12 protein-coding genes are annotated in these 19,039 nt (G+C 75.6%); 8 read left to right on the forward strand and 4 right to left on the reverse strand.

Going from position 1 to position 19,039, the window contains the following annotated elements; translation table 11 throughout:
- The first annotated feature begins 87 nt into the window (after nt 1-87).
- The 4 genes from JS521_RS13325 to JS521_RS13340 all read left to right on the forward strand — a co-directional run bounded on the left by JS521_RS13325 (nt 88) and on the right by JS521_RS13340 (nt 8,720).
- Nucleotides 88-3,192, forward strand: coding sequence for a type 2 lanthipeptide synthetase LanM family protein (locus tag JS521_RS13325; RefSeq protein ID WP_205083086.1), 3,105 nt, complete (start codon nt 88-90; stop codon nt 3,190-3,192).
- 141 nt (nt 3,193-3,333) lie between these two features.
- Nucleotides 3,334-3,531 (forward strand): hypothetical protein, encoded by a 198-nt coding sequence (locus JS521_RS13330; protein ID WP_205083088.1) that lies wholly within the window; start codon nt 3,334-3,336, stop codon nt 3,529-3,531.
- Nucleotides 3,532-3,610: 79 nt separating this feature from the next.
- Nucleotides 3,611-6,532, forward strand: a complete 2,922-nt coding sequence (locus JS521_RS13335; protein ID WP_205083090.1) for a helix-turn-helix transcriptional regulator — start codon at nt 3,611-3,613, stop codon at nt 6,530-6,532.
- A gap of 241 nt (nt 6,533-6,773) precedes the next feature.
- A complete protein-coding gene (locus tag JS521_RS13340) occupies nt 6,774-8,720 on the forward strand; it encodes an AfsR/SARP family transcriptional regulator (protein ID WP_205083091.1) in 1,947 nt (648 codons plus the stop codon).
- Here the strand turns inward: JS521_RS13340 and lanKC are convergent.
- The 4 genes from lanKC to JS521_RS13360 form a co-directional block, all read right to left on the reverse strand.
- Nucleotides 8,707-11,325: a class III lanthionine synthetase LanKC gene (gene lanKC / locus JS521_RS13345; RefSeq protein ID WP_205083093.1), complete on the reverse strand. Its 2,619-nt coding sequence runs from the start codon at nt 11,323-11,325 to the stop codon at nt 8,707-8,709. The two genes, JS521_RS13340 and lanKC, sit on opposite strands and share 14 nt — an antisense overlap.
- A gap of 12 nt (nt 11,326-11,337) precedes the next feature.
- Complete coding sequence (locus tag JS521_RS13350; protein WP_205083095.1) at nt 11,338-12,696, reverse strand: MFS transporter; 1,359 nt, start codon at nt 12,694-12,696, stop codon at nt 11,338-11,340.
- A 174-nt stretch (nt 12,697-12,870) separates the two neighbouring features.
- On the reverse strand, nt 12,871-13,029 hold the full coding sequence (locus tag JS521_RS13355) for a hypothetical protein (protein WP_164873495.1): 159 nt from the start codon (nt 13,027-13,029) through the stop codon (nt 12,871-12,873).
- A gap of 78 nt (nt 13,030-13,107) precedes the next feature.
- Nucleotides 13,108-13,269 carry a hypothetical protein gene (locus tag JS521_RS13360; protein WP_164873496.1) on the reverse strand — a complete coding sequence of 54 codons (162 nt, stop codon included), beginning with the start codon at nt 13,267-13,269 and terminating at the stop codon, nt 13,108-13,110.
- A gap of 321 nt (nt 13,270-13,590) precedes the next feature.
- On the opposite strand from JS521_RS13360, the gene JS521_RS13365 reads away from it, so the two are divergent.
- From JS521_RS13365 to JS521_RS13380, 4 genes are all read left to right on the forward strand, one after another.
- Nucleotides 13,591-14,736: a radical SAM protein gene (locus JS521_RS13365; protein ID WP_205083096.1), complete on the forward strand. Its 1,146-nt coding sequence runs from the start codon at nt 13,591-13,593 to the stop codon at nt 14,734-14,736.
- Nucleotides 14,733-15,458, forward strand: a complete 726-nt coding sequence (locus JS521_RS13370) for an iron-containing redox enzyme family protein (RefSeq protein ID WP_205083098.1) — start codon at nt 14,733-14,735, stop codon at nt 15,456-15,458. The genes JS521_RS13365 and JS521_RS13370 overlap by 4 nt, the downstream gene beginning before the upstream one ends.
- Nucleotides 15,455-15,673 carry an aroma-sacti cluster domain-containing protein gene (locus JS521_RS13375; protein ID WP_205083099.1) on the forward strand — a complete coding sequence of 73 codons (219 nt, stop codon included), beginning with the start codon at nt 15,455-15,457 and terminating at the stop codon, nt 15,671-15,673. The genes JS521_RS13370 and JS521_RS13375 overlap by 4 nt, the downstream gene beginning before the upstream one ends.
- 122 nt (nt 15,674-15,795) lie before the next feature.
- A complete protein-coding gene (locus JS521_RS13380; protein ID WP_205083100.1) occupies nt 15,796-19,038 on the forward strand; it encodes an adenylate/guanylate cyclase domain-containing protein in 3,243 nt (1,080 codons plus the stop codon).
- The last annotated feature ends 1 nt before the right edge of the window (nt 19,039 follow it).

A 19,039-nucleotide genomic window follows, 5' to 3' on the forward strand; every position in this document is an offset into this window, starting at 1 on the left:
CCCCCATGTGCCCGTAGCCCCTCCCCCGCCACGATGGACGCGGGCGGCCCGACCGGGGCCGGCCCGGGACCGGGGAGGTGCGGTGCGATGGCGGAGAAGGACCTGATCGACAGAGGGACGAGCCACCGCGTCGCCGCCCCCTCCGTGGCGTCCCGCGACAACGCTTCCGACGCGCCCTCCTCCGCCCCCCGCTCGCTCGGCCCGTCCGGGGGCGCTGTCGCGGAGCCGTGGTGGCTGCCCGGCATCGTCGGAGGCAGGCCCTCCGGCGAACCCTCCTGGGCGGCCTTCGCCCAGGAGGCCGTCGCCTCCGCCCCGCGTGATGCGGTGGTCGCCGACCACGCGTACCCGGGGCTCGGCGGCTTCGGGCCGATCGTCGCGCCGTTCGTCGAGAAGGCGGCGGAGCGGCTCCGGACCGCCCTGGTGGTGGCCGGACCGGTGGTGGACGGCGGGCCGGTGGACGGCGCCTCACCCGTCCTCGCGGATTTCCGGACGCAGTTGACCCGTCGCCTGACCCGGATCGCGGCGCGCACGCTCGTCACCGAACTGCACGAGGCCCGCCGGCTGGGCCGGCTGAGCGGCGAGGAGCCCGAGGAGCGTTTCCGGGACTTCGTGCGGCTCACGGCCCGCCGCGACGGCCTCGGTCCGCTCCTCTCCGGCTACCCCGTACTCGCCCGTCTCCTCGCCACGGCCTGCCTCAACACGACGGACGCCTTCGCGGAGATGGTCACCCGGCTCGCCGCCGACCGCCATCTCCTGGCACCGGCGGGAGTGTTCGGCGACCGGTCCGGTTCACCGGACGGAGCACCCGGAACGCACGGTGGGCCGGGCGCCCTCACCGGCGTCGAGGCCGGTGCGGGCGACAGTCATCGCGGCGGCCGGTCGGTGATGCTGCTGCGGTTCGCCGACGGCAGCCGGCTGGTCTACAAGCCTCGCCCGCTCGCAGCGCACCGGCACTTCAACTCCCTCGCCCAGTGGTTCGGTTCGCTGCCGGGCGCTCCCGGCCTGCGCGTGCTGCACGTCCTGGACCGCGGGGACTACGGCTGGGCCGAATTCGTCGAGGAGCGGCCCTGCGCGTCGGCGGCGGAGACCCGGGACTTCTACCGGCGCCAAGGTGCTCTGCTGGCCCTGCTGCACGCGCTCGACGGTACGGATCTGCACCACGAGAACCTGATCGCCTGCGGCCCGTACCCCGTTCTGGTGGATGTGGAGACGCTGTTCCACCCGCCGCTGGGGCCCGCCCGTTCCGCCGATCCGGCCGCCCGGGCCCTGCACGACTCGGTGCACCGGGTGGGCCTGCTGCCCCAGCTGCTCGTCGGGGACTCCACCGCGCTCGACATGTCCGCCATCGGTGGAGGCGGGGCCGCCTCCTCCCCCATCGAGACCGCCGACTGGGCGGACGCCGGAACCGACCGCATGCGGTTGGTCCGGCGGGCGGGCCGGTTCATCGAATCCGCCAACCGGCCCCGGCTCGGCACCGGGGCGCCCGACCCCTCCCAGTACACCGAAGCGCTGTGCGGCGGCTTCCGCGCCGGGTACGACGCGATCCGCGACCACCGTGACGAACTCCTGCGGGAGGACGGGCCGTTGCGGCACTTCGCACGGGACGAGATACGCGTCGTACCCCGGCCCACCTGGACGTACACGACGCTGCTGGACGAGTCGACCCACCCCGACCTGATGCGGGACGCGACGGAACGGCACCGGGTGCTGGCGCTGCTGCGCACCCCGCTCCTGGGCGTGCCCGCGCTGCCCGGCGTGGAGGACGAGGAGATCGTCGAGCTGTGGCGCGGTGACGTGCCGGTGTTCGCCACCCGGCCGGGCTCCACGGAACTGTGGAGCGGCACCGGCCGCACGGTCGCCGAGCCGTCGCCGGGCCCTTCCGCATCCGCCGGGACGCTGTCGGACGCACCCCGCACCGGGCTGGCCCGCGTCGAGGCGAAGGTCCGCGCGATGGACACCGTGGACCGCCAGGACCAGGAGCGGATCATCCGGACAGCCATGGTCAGCACCTCCCCCGAGCCACCGCACCGACCGGGCCCCGGCGGCCGGACGTGGAGTGCGGCGACGGCGCCGGAGCCCGAGCAACTGCTGTCCGCCGCACGGTCGGTGGGTGACCAGCTCGTCTCCCTCGCCTATCGGCACGAGGGCCGCACCAACTGGATCGGGCTCGAACTGCTCGGCGAGCGCTACTGGCGGCTCACCCCGATGGGGGCGGACCTCGCGGGCGGTTACGCGGGCCCCGCGCTCTTCCTGGCCCAACTGGCCGCGCTCACCGGCGTGTCCCGGTACGCGGAGGCGGCCCGGGAAGCGCTCGCACCGGTCCCGGGGCTGCTGGACGCCCTGCACGGGCGGGCCGACGAGCTGGGGGTCCTGGGCTCCGGCGCCTACGCGGGCCTCGGCGGCATCGCGTACGCGCTGACCGAGGTCGGCACGCTGCTGAACGACCGGGAGGTGCTGGAACAGGCCGGTCCGGCGGTCCGGCTGAGCTGCGCGGCGAGCGCGGCGGAGGACGGTTACGGAGTGCGCGGCGGGGCGGCGGGCGGACTGGTCTCGCTGCTCGCGGTGCACCGTGCCACCGGTCGCCCGGAGGCCTGGCGGGGCGCCATCCGCTGCGCCGAGAGGCTCGCCGCAGCCCGGCTCCCCGACTCCGAGGCCTTCGCCGACGGGGCGGCGGGCGTCGGCTGGGCGCTGCTGCGCTTCGCCGGCGCCGGGGGCGACGCGTCCCACCGGCGCGCCGGACTGCGGGCCCTGCGCCGGGCGACCGGGCTGACGGACGCCGCAACGGCTCCCGGGCCGGCCTGGTGCGACGGGGTGGCCGGGGTCGCGCTGGCGATCGCGGACAGCCCTGACGCACGGGAGGACCCGGAGCTGTCCGGCTGGCTCGCGGCACGCTCCGGGGAACTGGCGAACAGTGCCCCGCTCGCCGACGACAGCCTGTGCCACGGCGAGTCCGGGCTGCTCGAACTCCTCGGGCACGGCGCTCTGCCCGACGCGCGACCCGCGTGGCTGCGGCGGGCCGGGACGCTGCTGGCCGCGGCGGACCGGACCGGTCCGCAGTGCGGGACGCCCGGTCGCGTACCGCACCCGGGGCTGCTCACCGGGCTCTCGGGGATCGGGCACGGGCTGCTGCGGGCGGGGTTCCCCGACCGGATCGGCTCCGCCCTGCTCCTGCGCCCCTCCCGGGCGCCCTGACCCACGGCCCGGCCCCCACGACTGTTCCACCGGAGCCCCTGGCGCGGACACCGCTCCAGGGCCCGTGATCACGCACCGAGCACCACCCGCGACGCACCACCCACTACGCACCACCACCGATCAGCAGAGGATGAGGCAGAGATGAAGCAGTTCGGCGAATCGGCCCTGCAGGCGTCCGGCGAGATCGCACACGAGGGCTCCCCGGAGCACCCGGCCGGCCAGATCTCCCTGGGCTCCACCGGAGGACTCGGTGCGCGCAGCAGACTCCTCAGCGCCTCGGAGGGCGAGAGCGGCTACAGCCACGACCTGCCGTGGACCACCATGACCGCCCCGTGGTAATCAGATTCGGCCAACTCGACAATAAATGAGCCGAATTGGCCCGCTGCCGTGGGAGTTGTCACTCCAGTAATCTGCGGCCATGCGAGCCACTTCGCCGGTCATCGTCGGGCGGGACGAGGAGATCGGACTGCTGAGCAGCGCCCTGGACGCCGTGCGACGGCGTTCGGGGCGCGCGCTGTTCCTCCTCGGGGAGGCCGGTATCGGAAAGTCCCGGCTGGTGGGCGAGTGCGCCTACCGGGCCTACGGGCTCGGCATGCCGGTCCTGCGAGGCCGGGCCACCTCGACCGGGCTCGTCGTGCCCTTCCGCCCGCTCGCCGAGGCGCTGGCGTCCCGGTTCCGGGCCGCCGGCACCCCGACCGATCCGGAGCTCGCGCCCTACCATCCGGCGCTGGCCCGGCTGGTCCCGGAGTGGCGCAGGGAGGGGTCGCCCGGTTATCCGGAGACGGTCGTGGAGCTGGCCGAGGCACTGCTGCGGCTGCTGTCCGTCCTGGGCAGGGAGGCCGGCTGCACGATCCTGCTGGAGGATCTGCACGACTGCGACACGGAGACCGTCGCGGTCGTCGAGTACGTCATCGACAACCTCGCCGACCTGCCCGTCCTGTTCCTCGGCACCCTGCGCCCCGAGCCCGGGGCCGCCCTGGACCTCGTACGCTCAGCCGAGCGCCGGCACGTCGCCACCGTAAGGGAGTTGGGGCCCCTCCACGACGCCCAGGTGCGGTCGCTGACAGGCTCGTGTCTGGAGACGGGGCCGGAGGAGATACCCGAGTCGGTGCACCGGCGGCTGGCCGAACGCGCCTCGGGGAACCCCTACCTGCTGGAGGTACTGCTGGCCGACCTCCTCGACACGGGCCGGCTCCGGCGGACGGACGGCGGGTGGGAGGCGGTGGACCAGCCGGACGGTTCCATCCCCTCGGACATCGTGCGCAGTTGGGCCCGCAGGCTGGAGCGGCTGGACGAGCCGGTGCGGGATCTCCTCCTGGCGTCGGCGACGCTGGGCAGCCAGTTCTCGGTGACCGTGCTCCAGACCGTCACCGGCTTCGAGGACCGGGCGCTGTTCACGCATCTGCGGTCCGCGGTGGAGGCCGGGATCATCGCCCCGGACGGTGCGGCGCCCGACCGCTACACCTTCCGGCACTCGCTCACCGCCGAGGCCATGATCTCGTCGGTCGCGCCGGCCGAGCGTGCCTCGCTGGCCCGCCGGGCCGCCTCGGCCATCGAGAACTCCGGACAGCCCCTGGACGAGGACGGGCGGCAGCTGGTCGCCTCGCTCCAGCTGGCCGCGGGCAACCGGGCCGGGGCGGCCCGCCAGTTCGCGGCTGCGGGAAGACGGATGCTCGCTTCGGGGGCCCACGGTTCCGCCGTGGTGCTGCTGGAGCGGGCGCACCCCCTGGCCGACGAGGCGGACCGGGCGGCCGTTGCCGAATCGCTGGCGGTCGCCCGCGCCGAGGGCGGCGATCTGGACGGCGCGCTGGCACTGGCCGACGCGCTGCCACCGGTTCCCGTGCGTTCCGAGGCCGCCGGCCGGCGCGGTCAGATCCACGTCGAACTCGCCTGGGCGGCGGTCATGGCGGAGCGCACCGCCGACGCCGCCCTCCAGGTCGAGGCGGCCCGCGTGCTCCTCGGCCCGGCACCGCCCCCGGGCCGTCGCGCCGCGCTCGTGGTGGTCGACGGCTACCTGGCGCTGCTTCCCGGGCACGGACGCCCGGACCGGGATCCGGTGGAGACCGAGCAGACCGTACAGAAGGCCGCCGAGACCGCCGAGGCCGAAGGGCTGCCCGTGGTGGCCTGCCAGGCCTGGCAGTTGCTGGCTCTGCTGCGGCGCGAAGAGGGCTTCGACGCCGCGGACGCCGCGCTGGAACGCATGCTGTCGATCTCCACCGACCACTCCCTGCCGGTCTGGCGGGTCGAGGCGCTGGTGCGGCTGGGCGCGAACGCCTTCATGCGGTCCGGGGACGCCTCGCGGCTGCTCTCCGCCCGGGCGGCGGCCACCGATCTGGGAGCACTGCGGCTGACCCGTACCGTCGACGGGCTGCTCGCCATGAACGCGGTGCTGTGCGCCCGGTGGGAGGAGGCGCAGGAGATCATCGACCGCTCGGCCGAGGCCAGCGCCCGGGTCGGCGATCTCTCCGCCCACCGCTATCTGCTGCTGACCGGCGCGACGATGGCCGCGCACCGGGGGCGGCGCCGGGACATGGACCGGGCCCTGGCCGCGTTCCGCCGGGCCGGGGGCGAACAGTCGCTGCTGGTGCCGCTGCGGGCGGGGCTCTGCCGGGCGTTCTCGGCCCTGCTGGAGGAGGACCGGGAGCGGGCGGCGGCGGCTCTCGACGAGGCGCTGGCCTGGGAGTTGGACCACCCGAGCTACTACTACCTGAGCGGACGGTACGGGCTGCGCCCGCTGCTGCGGGTTCTGGCGGGCGAGGCGGACCGGGCGGAGCTGGAGGAGGCCCGGGCCGCTCCCGGGGGCTGCCTCGCCTGGAACCGGCAGTTCCTGGAGCTGGCCGACGCCGTGCTGCTCGGCCGGGAGGGGGATCCGGCCGGGGCCGCCCGGCTGATGGCCGCCTTCGCGCTGCGTTCCGGCCCCTTCCCGGTCGCCCACCACCTGGGGCTGCGGCTGGTGGCGGACGCGGCCCGCGTGGACGGTTGGGGCGATCCGGTGGCATGGCTGCGGACCGCGGAGGAGTTCTTCTACGGGGCCGGTGTCCAGCCGGTCTCCACCGCGTGCCGGGCCGGGCTCCGGCAGGCCGGGGCGAGCGTGGGCCAGCACCGGGGCGGCTGGGACCGGATCCCTTCGCCGCTGCGGAGCAGCGGGGTGACGCCGCGCGAGTACGAGGTGTTCGTGCTGCTGCCCGAGCGGCCCGGGAACCAGCAGATCGCCCGCAGCCTGTCGATCTCGCCCCGCACGGTGGAGAAGCACATGGCCAGTCTGCTGAGCAAGACCGGCCGCGCGGACCGGGCGGCGTTGTGCGAGTACGCCGCCGAGTGCGCCGCCGAGCCGGCCTGAGGGGACGAAGGTCGGGGCCGGGCGACGCGGGCACGCCGGGCCTCCATGGGGGCCGCGGCACCTCACGGGCGTACGGGCATGGGGGCGGCGGCGGGCAACATGGGGGCGCCGAGCGGTTTCGGTCGGGTGCCCGGGCGGAAAATGCGGGCGGAGCCCCGATGCCCGGGGGCCTGGGCGACAGCAGTATCGGACGTGTGCACGGTCCAGTCCGCCGCCCGTCCCCCACCCCGGAGGCCCGCTGATGAACCGACCTCCCGTCCTCACAGGTGCAGCTGCCGCCTCCGGTGCCGTGCACTTCTCCCTGCTGGGCCCGCTGACGGCCCGACGGGACGGCCGTGAGCTGCCGCTCGGCCCGCGAAAGCAGCGCCTCGTCCTCGCCACCCTGCTCGCCCGCCCCAACACTGCTGTACCGGTCGACGTGCTGACCGACGCGGTGTGGCCGGACGATCCGCCGCGCACCGCCCGGAAGAACCTCCAGGTGTACGTCAGCGCCGCCCGCGCGCTGCTCGGGCCCGGCCGGGACGGCGGTCCGGAGCGGGTGGTGCACGGCTGCGGGGGCTATCTGCTGCGGATCGCCGAGGGCGAGCTGGACACCCTGCGCTTCGGGTCACTGGCCCGGGCCGGGCGGGCGGCGGCCGAGCGGGGCGATCTGCCCGGCGCGGCCCGGCTGCTGCGCGAGGCGCTCGACCTGTGGGAGGGGCCGCCGCTGAACGACCTGCGGGACTCCTCCGGGGTGGCCGATGAGGCGGACCGGCTGGAGGCCCGGTGTCTGACGGTGTACGAGGACTGGGCGGAGGCCGAGATCGAACTGGGCCGGGCCGCCGTCGCGGTGGACGGACTGCGGGACCTGGTGGAACGCCATCCGCTGCGGGAGCGGCTGCGGGCCGCCTGGATGAACTCCCTGCACCAGTCCGGCCGGCAGGCCGAGGCACTGGCGGTGTACGACGACTACCGGCAGCTGATGGCACGGGAGCTGGGCCTGGAGCCGAGTCCGGCGATGGCCGCGTTGTACCGCTCGATGCTCGGCCGGGGGCGTGAGGTGCGGCGGCCCTCCGCACCTCGGGAGACGCCGGGCCGGGTCACGCTTCCCGCCGGTACCGGGGCGTTCACCGGCCGCCGCGAGGAGTTGCGGGGGCTGCTCGACGTCCTGGGCGGCGGTGAGGAGCGCGTGGTGGTCGTCTCGGGTCCGGGCGGTGCGGGGAAGTCGGCGCTGGCGGTCCGGGCGGCCCAGCTGCTCGCCGACCCGTTCCCCGACGGCCGCGTGCACGTCCGGGTGCGCGGGGAGGACGGCACGGCGCGCGGCCGGGCGGAGGTCCTGGCGGAGCTGGGGCGGTGGTGCGGGGTGGCCGGGGCGCAGGCGGAAGCACTCTCGGGGACCAGCGCTGAAGTCCCCGCGTCGGCCGGTGCTCTCGCGGTCCTCGCGGAGGCCTGGCAGGAGTGGCAGGCCCGGCACCGGGCGCTGGTGGTCCTGGACGACGTGCCGGACGAGGCGTCCGTACGGGGGCTGCTGCCCCGGTACGGGAAGTGCGCCGTCCTGGTCACCGCCCGGGGGCAGTTGCCCGGTCTCGCCCCGGTGCACCGGATCGCGCTGCCCCCGCTGGCGGACGGTGAGGCGCTGGAGCTGCTGGGGAAGCTGATCGGAGCCGGGCGGCTGCGGACGGACCCGGCGGCGGCGCTGCGGATCGTCCGGGCCTGCGGGGGGCTGCCGCTGGCGGTGGAGGTGAGCGGGATGCGACTGGCGGTGCTGCGGCATCTGCCGTTGGCGGAGTACGCGGACCGGCTCGACGACCCGTCGGCCGCGCTCGACGAACTGGTCGCGGGGGACGTCTCCGTGCGGCACCGGATCGCGTCCGGCTGGCGGGACCTGGCCGACGGCGACCGGTGGGTGCTGGGGCGGCTGGCCGGGCTCACCGATGACGGGTGCTTCACCCTGGACCGGGCCACGGTGGCGCTGGGCTGCGGGGAGCGGGCGGCGATCCGGGCCGTGGAGGCGCTGATCGACGCCGGTGCGGTGACCTCCCCGGCGGGTGAGGTCACCGCTCATGCCGCGCTGTACGAAGTGCCGCGCCTGCTCTGCCTGTTCGCACGCGAGCAGGAGGCGGCGGGCGAGCAGGGGGGGGCGGGCGAGCAGGGGGCGACGGGCGGCCGCACCGGCGCGCCTGCCGCCCCCGCCCTCAGCCCAGGGTGAGCAGCTTCAGCAGATCGTGCGGCCGGTGGCCGTCGCCCCCCGGGGCGGCGGCCTCGTCGGTGTCCGTCCCGGCGTCCGCCCCGGCCAGGAAGTGCAGGGCGAGCAGCAGCCCGGCCGCCCCGGTGGCCAGGTCGGCGGAGCAGCGCCGCAGCCGGGCCCCGGGCACCAGCAGCCGGTCCCCGTCGGCGACCAGGTGCCAGGAGAGGTTGCGCACGGAGGCGAGGACCTCGGGCCCGGCCGGGTCGCCGTCCTCCAACTGGCGTGCGGTGGCGACGAGTCCGGCGCGCCCGGTGAACAGCCCCGGCTCGCGCACGAACTCGTTGCCGCACCCCTTGCGCACGCCGGGCAGCAGCCCGGCGAGCGCGGGGGCCTCCTGCCGAGCCAGGTAGGCGCGGGCGACCAGGGCGAAGCCGCCGCTGCCCTGGTCGAGGTAGAGGAGGTGGCGGCGGCCGTCCTTGACCTGGACCGTGCCGTCGTCCATCGCGACGCAGTGGCCGGAGTCCCGGTACAGGGCGGTGCGGGCGGCGCGCAGCAGCCACTCCTCGCCGGTGAGCGCGTGCAGTTCGAGGTGGAGCAGCGCCGCGCCGCTGAGCCCGCGCAGCAGTCCGGCCGAGGGCGGGGCCGCCGGACCGCCCGCCACCGTCTCGCCCCGTACCAGGCAGTCGAGGTCCCAGGCGGTGCGCAGGGCGGTGTCCACCAGCTCCGGGTCAGGGGCACCGGGTCCGGCCGTGGCCAGGCGGACGGCGGCCAGGGCAGTGCCCGCGCGCCCGGTCAGCAGGTCGGCCGAGGAGGACGGGCGAGCGGCCTCGACGGACCGGGCGAACAGCTCGCGCCCCTCGTCCGGGCGGCCGAGCAGGGCCAGCGTCACGGCGGTGCCCGGCAGCCCGCCGTAGAGGCCGCCCGGGGACGCGGGGTCGCGGCGGCGGGCGGTCTCCGCGAGCCAGTCGGTCCAGTCGGCCGGAACCGGGCCCCCGACGCGGTGGAGGGCGTAGAGGACCCCGGCGGCCCCGTGCGCCAGGTCCGTGCCGCCGGTGGCGAAGCCCTTGGGGTCGCCGGGGAAGAGCCGGTCGCGGCGCTCAGGTGTCGCGCCCGCGTGGATGCCCGCGATCAGCCGGGCGCGCAGCTCGGCCCAGTCGGGCCGGGGACCGCCGAGGAGGGCGGCGATCTCGCTCTCCCGGTCGGCGGTGCGCTCGGCCGCCCGCAGCAGGGCGGGGCGGGCGGGGCCGGCGTCGGGCGCGAGACCGTAGCGCTCCCGGGCCCAGGACTCCAGGGACAGCGCCTTGGCCCGGTCGTGGGAGGCCATCTCGGTCAGCGGCATCAGCATGGTGAGCCAGGTCGCCCACAGGGCGTAGGCGTCGGCCTCCGCGCCCGGGGTTCCGGGTGGCGCCTGGAGTCCGGGCGCTCCGGCCAACGGGGTCTGCTCGTCGTCGAGTTCGGTGGCGTACTCGAAGTCGACGAGGGCGAGCCTGCCATCGGGCCGGAGGATGATGTTGGAGGGGTGCAGGTCACCGAAGCGCAGCCCCCGCCCGTGGATCTCCCGCAGGGCGTCGGCGAGTTTGCCGGTCACCTGGTCCACCCACGTTGCGTACGGGGCGAGTTCGGCCGGCGTGCGGGCTCCGCGCACCAGGGCGAAGCGGGCCACGATCTCGTCGAGCAGGGTGGGCCCCTCGACGTACTCCGTCATCAGGAACCGGTGCTCCCACACGGTCCGTACGCCGTACACCTCCGGTACGCAGTCGAGCCCGGCGAGCGCCGAGAGGGCCCGGTGCTCGCGCTCCAGCCGGGTCACGGCGTCGTCGCCCACCGCGTCGAGCCCGCAGTGGGGACGGGCCTCGCGCAGCACGACCCGGTGGCCGGTCTCCCGGTGCCGGGCGAGGTAGATGCCGCCGGCGTTGGAGAACTGGAGCGCCTCGGTGACGGTGTACGGGAAGGAATCGTCGCGGGCTGCGGCGCGGGCGGCGAGGTGTGGCCGCAGCAGCTCGGGCACCTTCACCCAGGCGGGCGTGCGGAACACCACGCCCCTTTCGTCGGGCACGAGTTCGCCGGAGGGATGGCGCAGGGCGGGCACCCGCTCGCCCCGGGCGTCGAGGCACCAGCGGTCGACGAAAGAGCCGTACCGTACGTAGACGGGGGCGTCGCCGATGCGAAGGTCGCTCAGGATGTACGGGCCCCGGCGGCCGGACAGGGCCGCGGTCAGCTCGCCGAGCAGCCGGGTCAGTGCCGTCTCGTCCGGTGGGTAGAGGGTGAGGAACTTCCCCGCACTGCCCCGGGACATGTACTTCCCCGACATCAGCAGGAGCGCCTGCTCGCTGCGGAGGAACTTGAACGGCACCCGGTGCCGGAGGCAGATCGCGGCGGTGTCGCGGAGGGTGCGGGCCGCTTCGCCGGGGACGGTCGACACGTGGATCTTCCAGCCCTGTTCGGCCGGTTCACCGTCCTCGGGCAGGAGGGACGTCCACAGCCCGCCGGCCACGCGCCGCCAGCCGGCGGGCGGTTCGGCCGTGTCGAGGGGGTAGCGGGTCTCCTGGTCGGGAAGCCGGGCCGGGGTGTCGTAGTAGCGGCGGTCGGCGAGGCAGTACAGCTGGGTCTCCTGGATGCCGGGCACGGCGATACCTCCTCAGAGTGCGCCGGGACCGGCGGCGTCGGGGACGGGGCGGGGCGCGGCCCGGTGCGGTCCGGCCGCGTCGGGGACGGGTCGGACTGCGGGCTCGCGCGGTCCGGGGACATCGGACTCCTCCGCGTCGGCCTCCGGTGCCGGGGGGCTCGCGGGCGGCGGGACGGCCCCGGACCGTACGGAGGGCGCGAGCGTCATGACGGCCGCCGAGACGGCCAGCACCACGCCGACCACACCGAAGGCGTTGCGCGGGCCGAGCGCGGTCAGCAGCGCGCCGCCCGCGAGCGGCCCGAACGGCTGGACGATCGACGAAAGGAAGGAGGCCGCGCTCTGCACCCGGCCGACCCGGTCCTCGGGCGTGACGACGAGCAGGGTCGACAGGAAGCCGATGCTGGCGACGGTCGACAGTCCCATGCACACCGCGCAGAGCAGCCCCGCCACCAGCGGGCTGCTGAGCCAGGCCAGCGCCCCGGCCGTCAGCACGCAGCTCCAGCAGGTGACGACCAGGAGCGCCCGGATGTGGCGGTCGGGAGAGAGCCGGGGCGCGAGCAGCGCGCCGACGAGAGCGCCCGCCGAGACGCAGGTGATGACGAAGCCGCCGCCGAGCCCGGAGCGGCCGCCCTCGGAGAAGACGGCGAGCGCGGTGAAGGTCAGGGCGCCGAACGCGAAGTTCATGCCGAGGCCGAAGACCAGCAACACCGTGCGCAGGTACGGCAGTTGCCAGAGGAAGCCGAGTCCGGCGGTCAGCTCGTCGCGGCTGAAGACCGAGCCGGCCTTCTTGTGGGCGGCCGAGCGGGTGCGCACGAGGGCCACGCAGACGGTCGACAGGAACAGGCCGAGGAACTGGGCGGTGAAGGGCAGCGCCTCGTGGATGCCGAAGAGCGCGCCGCCGACGAGCGGCCCGACCAGGCGGACCGTGGCGGTACGGGCCTGGAGCCGGGCGGTCGCCGTGCCCATCTGGTCCGGCGGCACGACCGCGCGCAGCAGACCGAAGGCGGCGGGCGCGTAGACGCTGTTGAGGACGGCTCCGGCGGTGGCGACCAGGAGGACGAGCACCATGGGGGCGTGGCCGTTCCACACGGCGACGGTCAGCGCGGTGACCGCGAGCAGGCTCCCCGCGTCGCACACCCGCATCAGCCGGCGGCGTTCGACCCGGTCGGCCATGACCCCGCCGGGCAGCATCGTGATCAGTACGGCGCAGATGGAGACGGTCCCCACGGTGCCGGCCTGCACGGCGGAGCCGGTCTCCTTGAGGATGAGCAGGGGCAGCGCGAGGGCGCTCATCTGGCTGCCCAGAACGGCGAACAGGCCGCTCATCCAGAGCAGCCGGAAGTCCCGGTTGGAGCGGAGGGGCGTGGCCATCGGCAGGCTCCCGGAGATCGGCATACGGACGTGGGACGAGGGACAAGCGCGGCGGGGCGGCTCCCGTAGCCTGCGGAGCCGCCCCGTACCGCCCGTCCGCCGGCCGGGCGCCGCGGGGGCGAGGTCTCGGCCTCGTCCCGCCGCGGCGCACGGCCCGGTGGTTCAGCGCTCAGTTCAGCGCTGCTGCTCGACGACGCTCAGCACGCTGATGCAGTTGCCGTCGGTCGTGTCGCCGCCCTGGACGGACGTCTCCTGGAGGTCCAGCACGGAGTGCGCCTCGACCTCGGGGGTCTCGTTGGTCTCGTCGCCGGCCGGCTTCGTGTTCTCGGACATGGTGATCTCCATCCACTGGATATGCGGAATGCGGTGCGGAACGCGGTGTGACGGAAATGCGGTGTGCGGCGGGCGAGATCAGTTCTCGACGACGCTCAGCACGCTGATGCAGTTGCCGGGCGGCGCGATGATGTCGCGGTCGGCGTTGACGGAGGTCTCCTGGAGGTCCAGGACGGAGTGCGCCTCGACCTCGGGGGTCTCGTTGGTCTCGTCGCCGGCCGGCTTCGTGTTCTCGGACATGGTGGTCTCCATCCACTCGTCACTGCGGGACCGGAACGTCCGGGGGAATCCCTCCCGTGTCCGGTGCGGCGGGCCGGTGCCTGCCGTTGCCGAGAAAGTTAGGAGGCCCGGCCTGGCGATCGCTTCGCCGCCGGTATGGCAGCGGTATCGGGCCAGCTCGCGGCGGGCGCAGCACCCCCGGCGGGGCCGGCCACCACCCCGGAAACCTGCTGCGACCTGGGCCCATACCGCTGCCGAAGCGCTTTCGGACCGTCCTCGAACCGGTGGCCCACAGCCTGGGTACGCGCCCGACGCGCCCCGGCCCCGAAGGAGGCGGCCCGCATGGAACTCGCCGAACTCGTCGCACGGCGGCCTTTCCCCGCCGCAGGTCTGCTGATCGGCCTCACCCGGCGCTGCCCGCTGAGCTGCGCGCACTGCTCGACCGGGTCGGGCCTGTTCACCCGCCAGGAGCCGGACGGCCGTCAACTGGAGCGGTTCGTCGGCTCGTTCACCGAGGAGAACCGGCCGGACGTGGTCATGCTCACCGGCGGGGAGCCGCTGCTCCTGCCCGCGCTCGCCGAGCGGCTGAGCACCCTGGCGCGGAACGCCGGATCCCGTACGGCACTGCTGAGCGGCATGTTCTTCGCCCGGGGCGGGGCTCTTCCGGGCAGCCGGGGGGCTTTCCCGGGCAGGCGGCGCCGATCGATTCCGCCCGCCATCCTGCGGGCGATCCGCTCCGTCGACCATTTCTCGGCCTCGCTCGACATCCACCACGAACGCGAGGTCCCCCGGGCCGATGTGTTCCGCGCCCTGCACCTCGTCCGGGAGGAAGGGGTGGCCGTGAGCCTCCACCTCACCGGGACGGGAGCCTCGGACCCGTATCTCGCCGACCTGACACGGGCGGTGGAGAAGGAGTTCGGCGGCCGGGTGCCGTGCCTGGTCAACGAGGTGCGGCCGTTCGGCCGGGCCGCCTCCTGGGCGCGGGCGGCCCGCACCGGACCCGACCCCGCCGCGGCGTCCCCGTGCCCGATGGCAGCCTGGCCGGTGGTCGCCTTCGACGGCCGGGTGCTGGCCTGCTGCAACCAGGACACCGTGGACCGCCGGCCCGTGCCGCCCCACCTGGACCTCGGCCATATCGCGGAGGACGACTGGGGAACCGTACGCAGCCGGGCGCTGGAATCGCCGGTGCTGCGGATGCTCCGCACGGTCGGGCCGACGCATCTGGCCGCCCGGTACGGTTCCGGCCCCCGGCCGGGCTCCTACTGCGACGGCTGCCGGGCCCTGGGCGGCGACGAGGAGGTGGCGGCGGGAGCGCAGGCGGTGGCGGGCGGTGCGGCGGGGGCGCTGCTGGATCTGACGGCCGCGATGCGCAGCTCACGGGAGGGTGCGCAGGGCATCGTGCGCCGCCACGGCTGCGCGGCGTACGCGCCCTTGGTCGTCGCGGGCGGGCCGGCGCTGCCGGAGATCGACGGACGGGACCTCCGGTGAGCGCCGGGGCATCCGCGCGACTGCGGACCAAACTCCTTCTTCTGGAGCCGGGGTTCCGGGGCACGACACACCACTTGTGGCGCTCCGAAGGTCTGTTGCCGCGCTACCGGACGTATCTGTGCACGATGCACGCCGTCATCCGGGCCTCCGTCCCGCTGATGGAGCTGGCCCTCGACCGCCTCCGCGCCCGGGCCGCTTCCGGTGATCCGCTCGCGGCGCCGCTCGCCGCGTATCTGGCGGAGCACATCCGGGAGGAGGAGGGCCACGACACCTGGCTCCTGGAGGACCTCCGGGCGGCGGGCGGCCGGCCCGAGGACGCGCTCGACCCGCTGCCCCCTCCCCTGGTCGCCTCACTCGTCGGGTCGCAGTACTACTGGATCGAGCACCACCACCCGGTGGCCCTGCTCGGCTACATCGCCGTACTGGAGGGCTACGCGCCCGCCCCCGGCCTGACCGACCGCATCGCCCGGCACACCGGGCTGCCCGCCGCCGCCCTGCGGACCGTACGGGAACACTCGGTGCTCGACACGGATCACCTGGACGAGCTGTACGCGCTGCTGGACCGGCTGCCGCTCGGCCGGGACCGGGAAGCGGCCGTGGCGGTCAGTGCCCTGCACTCCCTCGACGCGCTCACCCGGCTGTTCGTCCGGCTCGGGCGCTCCGCGCCGACGCCGTCGCCGCGGGGAGCCGGACCTGTCTCACCGATGGGAGTCACACCATGACCGGACCACCCGAGAGCGGCGAACGGCCGCCGCTGCCCGACGCGTTGTACGAGGCGGGCTTCCCCGTCGACCTGCTCACCGAGGAGCAGCGCGAGGTGCTGAGCGGGCTGACTCCGCAGGAGCTGGCGCTCCTGCTCGATGTGAAGAGCCGGCTGGACGCCGTGGGCCCGGAGGTCCAGGCGCACGGCGAGATCGCCGGGGGCGCGCTGTTCTGACCCCGGCCCGACCCGGTTCCGGCCGGTCGGCGGTACGGGCCCGGCGCCGGGATCACCGCCGCCGGGCCCCGTACCCGCCCGATATCCCGGAGAGCCCGACATCCCGGAGAGAAGGACCCCTGATGAACTGCCTCTCGTGCCAGCAGGACCTGCCGCCGACGGCCCGGTTCTGCTCGTCCTGCGGGACGCCGTGCGCGACCGCCGAGACCGCCGCGGCTGCCACCGCCGTCGCGGTCACCGGGGCCCGACCGGCCGCCGCCGCTCCCCCTCCCGGTGACGAACGCAAGCCGGTGACCGTGCTGTTCTGCGATCTCGTCGGGTCCACCGCCCTGTCGGGCGTGCTCGACCCGGAGGCGCTGCGCACCGTGACCCTGCGGTACTTCGAGGCGATGAGCGCGGAGATCGTGGCGCGAGGCGGTACCCCGGAGAAGTTCATCGGGGACGCGGTGATGGCGGTGTTCGGCGTGCCGGTGGTCCGGGACGACGACGCCCGCCGGGCGCTGGCGGCGGCGCTCGGGATGCGTCGGGCGCTGGACCGGCTGAACGAGGAGCTGACGGCCACCCTCGGCATCGAGCTGGCCATCCGGATCGGCGTCAACACCGGTCAGGTGGTGGCGGGTTCAGACCGTACCGCCCGCCAGGCCCTGGTCTCCGGGGAGACCGTCAACATCGCCGCCCGGCTGGAGCAGAACGCGGGCCGGGGCGAGATCCTGATCGGTCCGGGGACGCTGCTCGCCGCCGGTCCGACCGTGAACGCCGAACCCACCGGCCCCTTGCGGCTGAAGGGCAAGCGGGACAGCGTCGAGGCCTACCGGCTGGTCGCGCTGGGCGCGGACGACCCCGAGCTGCTGCGCCGCTTCGACGTCCCCTTCGTCGGGCGGGACACCGAGCTGCGCGCGCTGGACGCCGCACTGGAGCGCGCGGTGCGCGAGGGCGCGGCCGGACTGCTGCGGGTCACCGGGGAGGCGGGGATCGGGAAGACCCGGCTGGTGCGGGAGTGGCTGGCGGGGCGTTCGGCATCCCCGGGGTTCGTGTACGGCGCGGGGCGGTGCCGCAGTTACGGGGACCACGGCACGCTCGCGCCGCTGGCCGACGCGGTGCGTTCCCTGCTGGCCGCGACGGACCCCGCCGAAGGCGCGCCGGAGGCTGCCGACGGACTGGCGGTCGACGACGCGATGGCTCTGCTCTCCGGGGGCCTGCTGAGCGACGGTACGCCGAACGCGCCCTTCGAGGACATGTGCGCGGCCCTGACGACGGTCCTGGAACGGGTGGCCCTCGTCCGCCCGGTCGTCCTGGTGCTGGACGACTGGCACGCGGCGGCCCCGCTGCTGGTCCGCACGGTGCACCGGCTGACGGACGGCTCGGGGCGCGCGGGCGGGCTGGTGCTCTGCGCGGGGCGGCCGGACGGGCCTGGCGAGGACGACGAACCGGCCGCTGATACGGGTCCGTTGCTCCAGCTGACGGGGTTGCCGTACGAGGAGGCGGCCCGGCTCGCCGCCGTTCTCGCCGGGCCCGAGGACGGGCACTCCGACAGCTCCCGGCCCGCCGGGGACACGCCCCCCGGCAACGATCTGCTCCTGGCGCGGGCCGGGGGCAACCCGCTCTACCTGGAACAGCTCATGGTCGGTGACCGGACGGACGCCGGGGGCGGGGCGGCCGCCGAGGAGTTGCCGCCCACGCTCCAGGCCCTGCTGGGCGCGCGTATCGGTGCGCTGGCCCGGGTGGAGCGCGATGTGGTCGACCTGGCCGCCGTGATCGGCCGGGAGTTCACCGCACCGGAACTGGTCCGGCTCCAGCTGTCCGTACGGGCCGCGGAGGGCCTCGGGAGCACCGCGCAACGGCGGCTCGCGGACGAGGCGTTGGAGGCGCTGGCCCGCCGCCGACTGGTCGAGTCGGGCTCCCCGGGAGACCGTGCGGAGGAGGCTGCCTACCGGTTCAGCAGCGGGCTGGTGCACGAGGTCGCGTACGCCTCACTGTCCAAGCGGGCCAAGGCCGACCGCCACACGTGGGCGGCCGAGCTGCCCAGTGTTCTGCGCAGCGGCGACGGTGCGGTCGGCGGCCACCTGGAGCGCGCCTACCGCTACCGGACCGAGCTGGGCCTGCTGGACGACTCGGCCCGGCGGCTGCGTGACCGGGCCGCCGCCTCGCTGGGCCGGGCCGGAGCGCAGGCCGCCGCCCGGTCCGACCTCCACTGGGCGCACGGCCTGCTGGAGCGGGCGGTGGACCTGTGCCCCGGCGACCCGGCGGCGACGCGGCGGCTCGGAGAGGTGCGAGTGGCGCTCGGCCGGGCCGCCGAGGGGGCGGAACAGCTGCGCCGGGTACGGGACATGTCGGCCGATCCGGTGGAGTCCGCGCACGCCCGCCTGGCGCTCGCGGTCCTGGACCCGGGCGGCCCGGGCCCCGGCCCCGCCGCAGTGGCCCGTACCGTGCTCCCGGTGTTCGAGGCGGCCGGGGACTCGGTGGGCCGGGCGCGGGCCCATCTGCGGCTCGCCCAGCAGTTCCAGCGGTCCGGCCGGCACGAGGAGGCGGAGCGGGACCAGGCGCGGGCCCTGGAGCACGCGGTGCTGGCCGGTGCGGAGCCGGAACGGGCCGGGGCGCTCGGCGCCATCGGCATCTCCCTGTGGCGCGGGCCGGTCCCGGTGCCCGCCGCGGTGATCCGCTGCCGGACCCTGCTGGCCACGCACGGCGCGGGCCGCCCCACGGTCCGGGTCACACTCAACTGCCCCTTGGCGGTGCTGTACGCACTCCAGGACGCGGCCGAGGAGGCGTACGGCTGCCTGGCCGAGGCGGAGCGGCTGGCCGGGAAGCTGGGATTCGCCGAGGCGGAGGTCTTCCTGCCGATGTTCCGGGCGACGGTGGAGGCGCTGTCCGGCCGGAACGCCGCCGCGCTGGACCTGCTCGGCCGGGCGGACGCGGCGGCCCGGCGCACGGGGGCGGCCGGGATGCGGACGGCGGTGGCGCTGGACGCGGCCCGCCTGGAGCTGGACGAGAGCCGGGAGGACCGGGCGGCCGCGTGGCTGGCGGGCGTCGGCGACGCGTCGGGGCTGAGCCGGGCGGACGCGGTGGACCTGGCGGGCCTGCGGGCCCGGCTGACGGCTCGGGACCGGCCCGAGGAGGCGGCCGGGTACGCGGAGCAGGCGGTGCGGGCCTCTCTGCTCACCGATTCCCCGCTGGTGCAGGCGACGGCCGAGCTGGACCGGGCGCACACGCTCGCCGCCCTGGGCAGGCTGCCCGAGGCCGGGGACTCGGCCCGGTCGGCCGGGACGCACTTCACGGGCAAAGGGCATCTGCCGGGGGCGCGCCGGGTCTCCGGGTTCCTCGCCCGCCCGCCCCGGCCGATGGCCACGACGAGCGAGAGGAGCTGAC

It is taken from the genome of Streptomyces durocortorensis, assembly GCF_016901035.1.
Lineage (GTDB): Bacteria > Actinomycetota > Actinomycetes > Streptomycetales > Streptomycetaceae > Streptomyces > Streptomyces durocortorensis.

Bases quoted from the DNA above. Each gene is read 5' to 3' on its own strand.
- JS521_RS13330 (WP_205083088.1), top strand. From the start codon at position 3,334: ATGAAGCAGTTCGGCGAATCGGCCCTGCAGGCGTCCGGCGAGATCGCA.
- JS521_RS13325 (WP_205083086.1), top strand. From the start codon at position 88: ATGGCGGAGAAGGACCTGATCGACAGAGGGACGAGCCACCGCGTCGCC.
- JS521_RS13375 (WP_205083099.1), top strand. From the start codon at position 15,455: ATGACCGGACCACCCGAGAGCGGCGAACGGCCGCCGCTGCCCGACGCG.
- JS521_RS13360 (WP_164873496.1), bottom strand. From the start codon at position 13,269: ATGTCCGAGAACACGAAGCCGGCCGGCGACGAGACCAACGAGACCCCC.
- JS521_RS13365 (WP_205083096.1), top strand. From the start codon at position 13,591: ATGGAACTCGCCGAACTCGTCGCACGGCGGCCTTTCCCCGCCGCAGGT.
- JS521_RS13355 (WP_164873495.1), bottom strand. From the start codon at position 13,029: ATGTCCGAGAACACGAAGCCGGCCGGCGACGAGACCAACGAGACCCCC.
- JS521_RS13335 (WP_205083090.1), top strand. From the start codon at position 3,611: ATGCGAGCCACTTCGCCGGTCATCGTCGGGCGGGACGAGGAGATCGGA.
- JS521_RS13350 (WP_205083095.1), bottom strand. From the start codon at position 12,696: ATGGCCACGCCCCTCCGCTCCAACCGGGACTTCCGGCTGCTCTGGATG.
- JS521_RS13340 (WP_205083091.1), top strand. From the start codon at position 6,774: ATGAACCGACCTCCCGTCCTCACAGGTGCAGCTGCCGCCTCCGGTGCC.
- JS521_RS13380 (WP_205083100.1), top strand. From the start codon at position 15,796: ATGAACTGCCTCTCGTGCCAGCAGGACCTGCCGCCGACGGCCCGGTTC.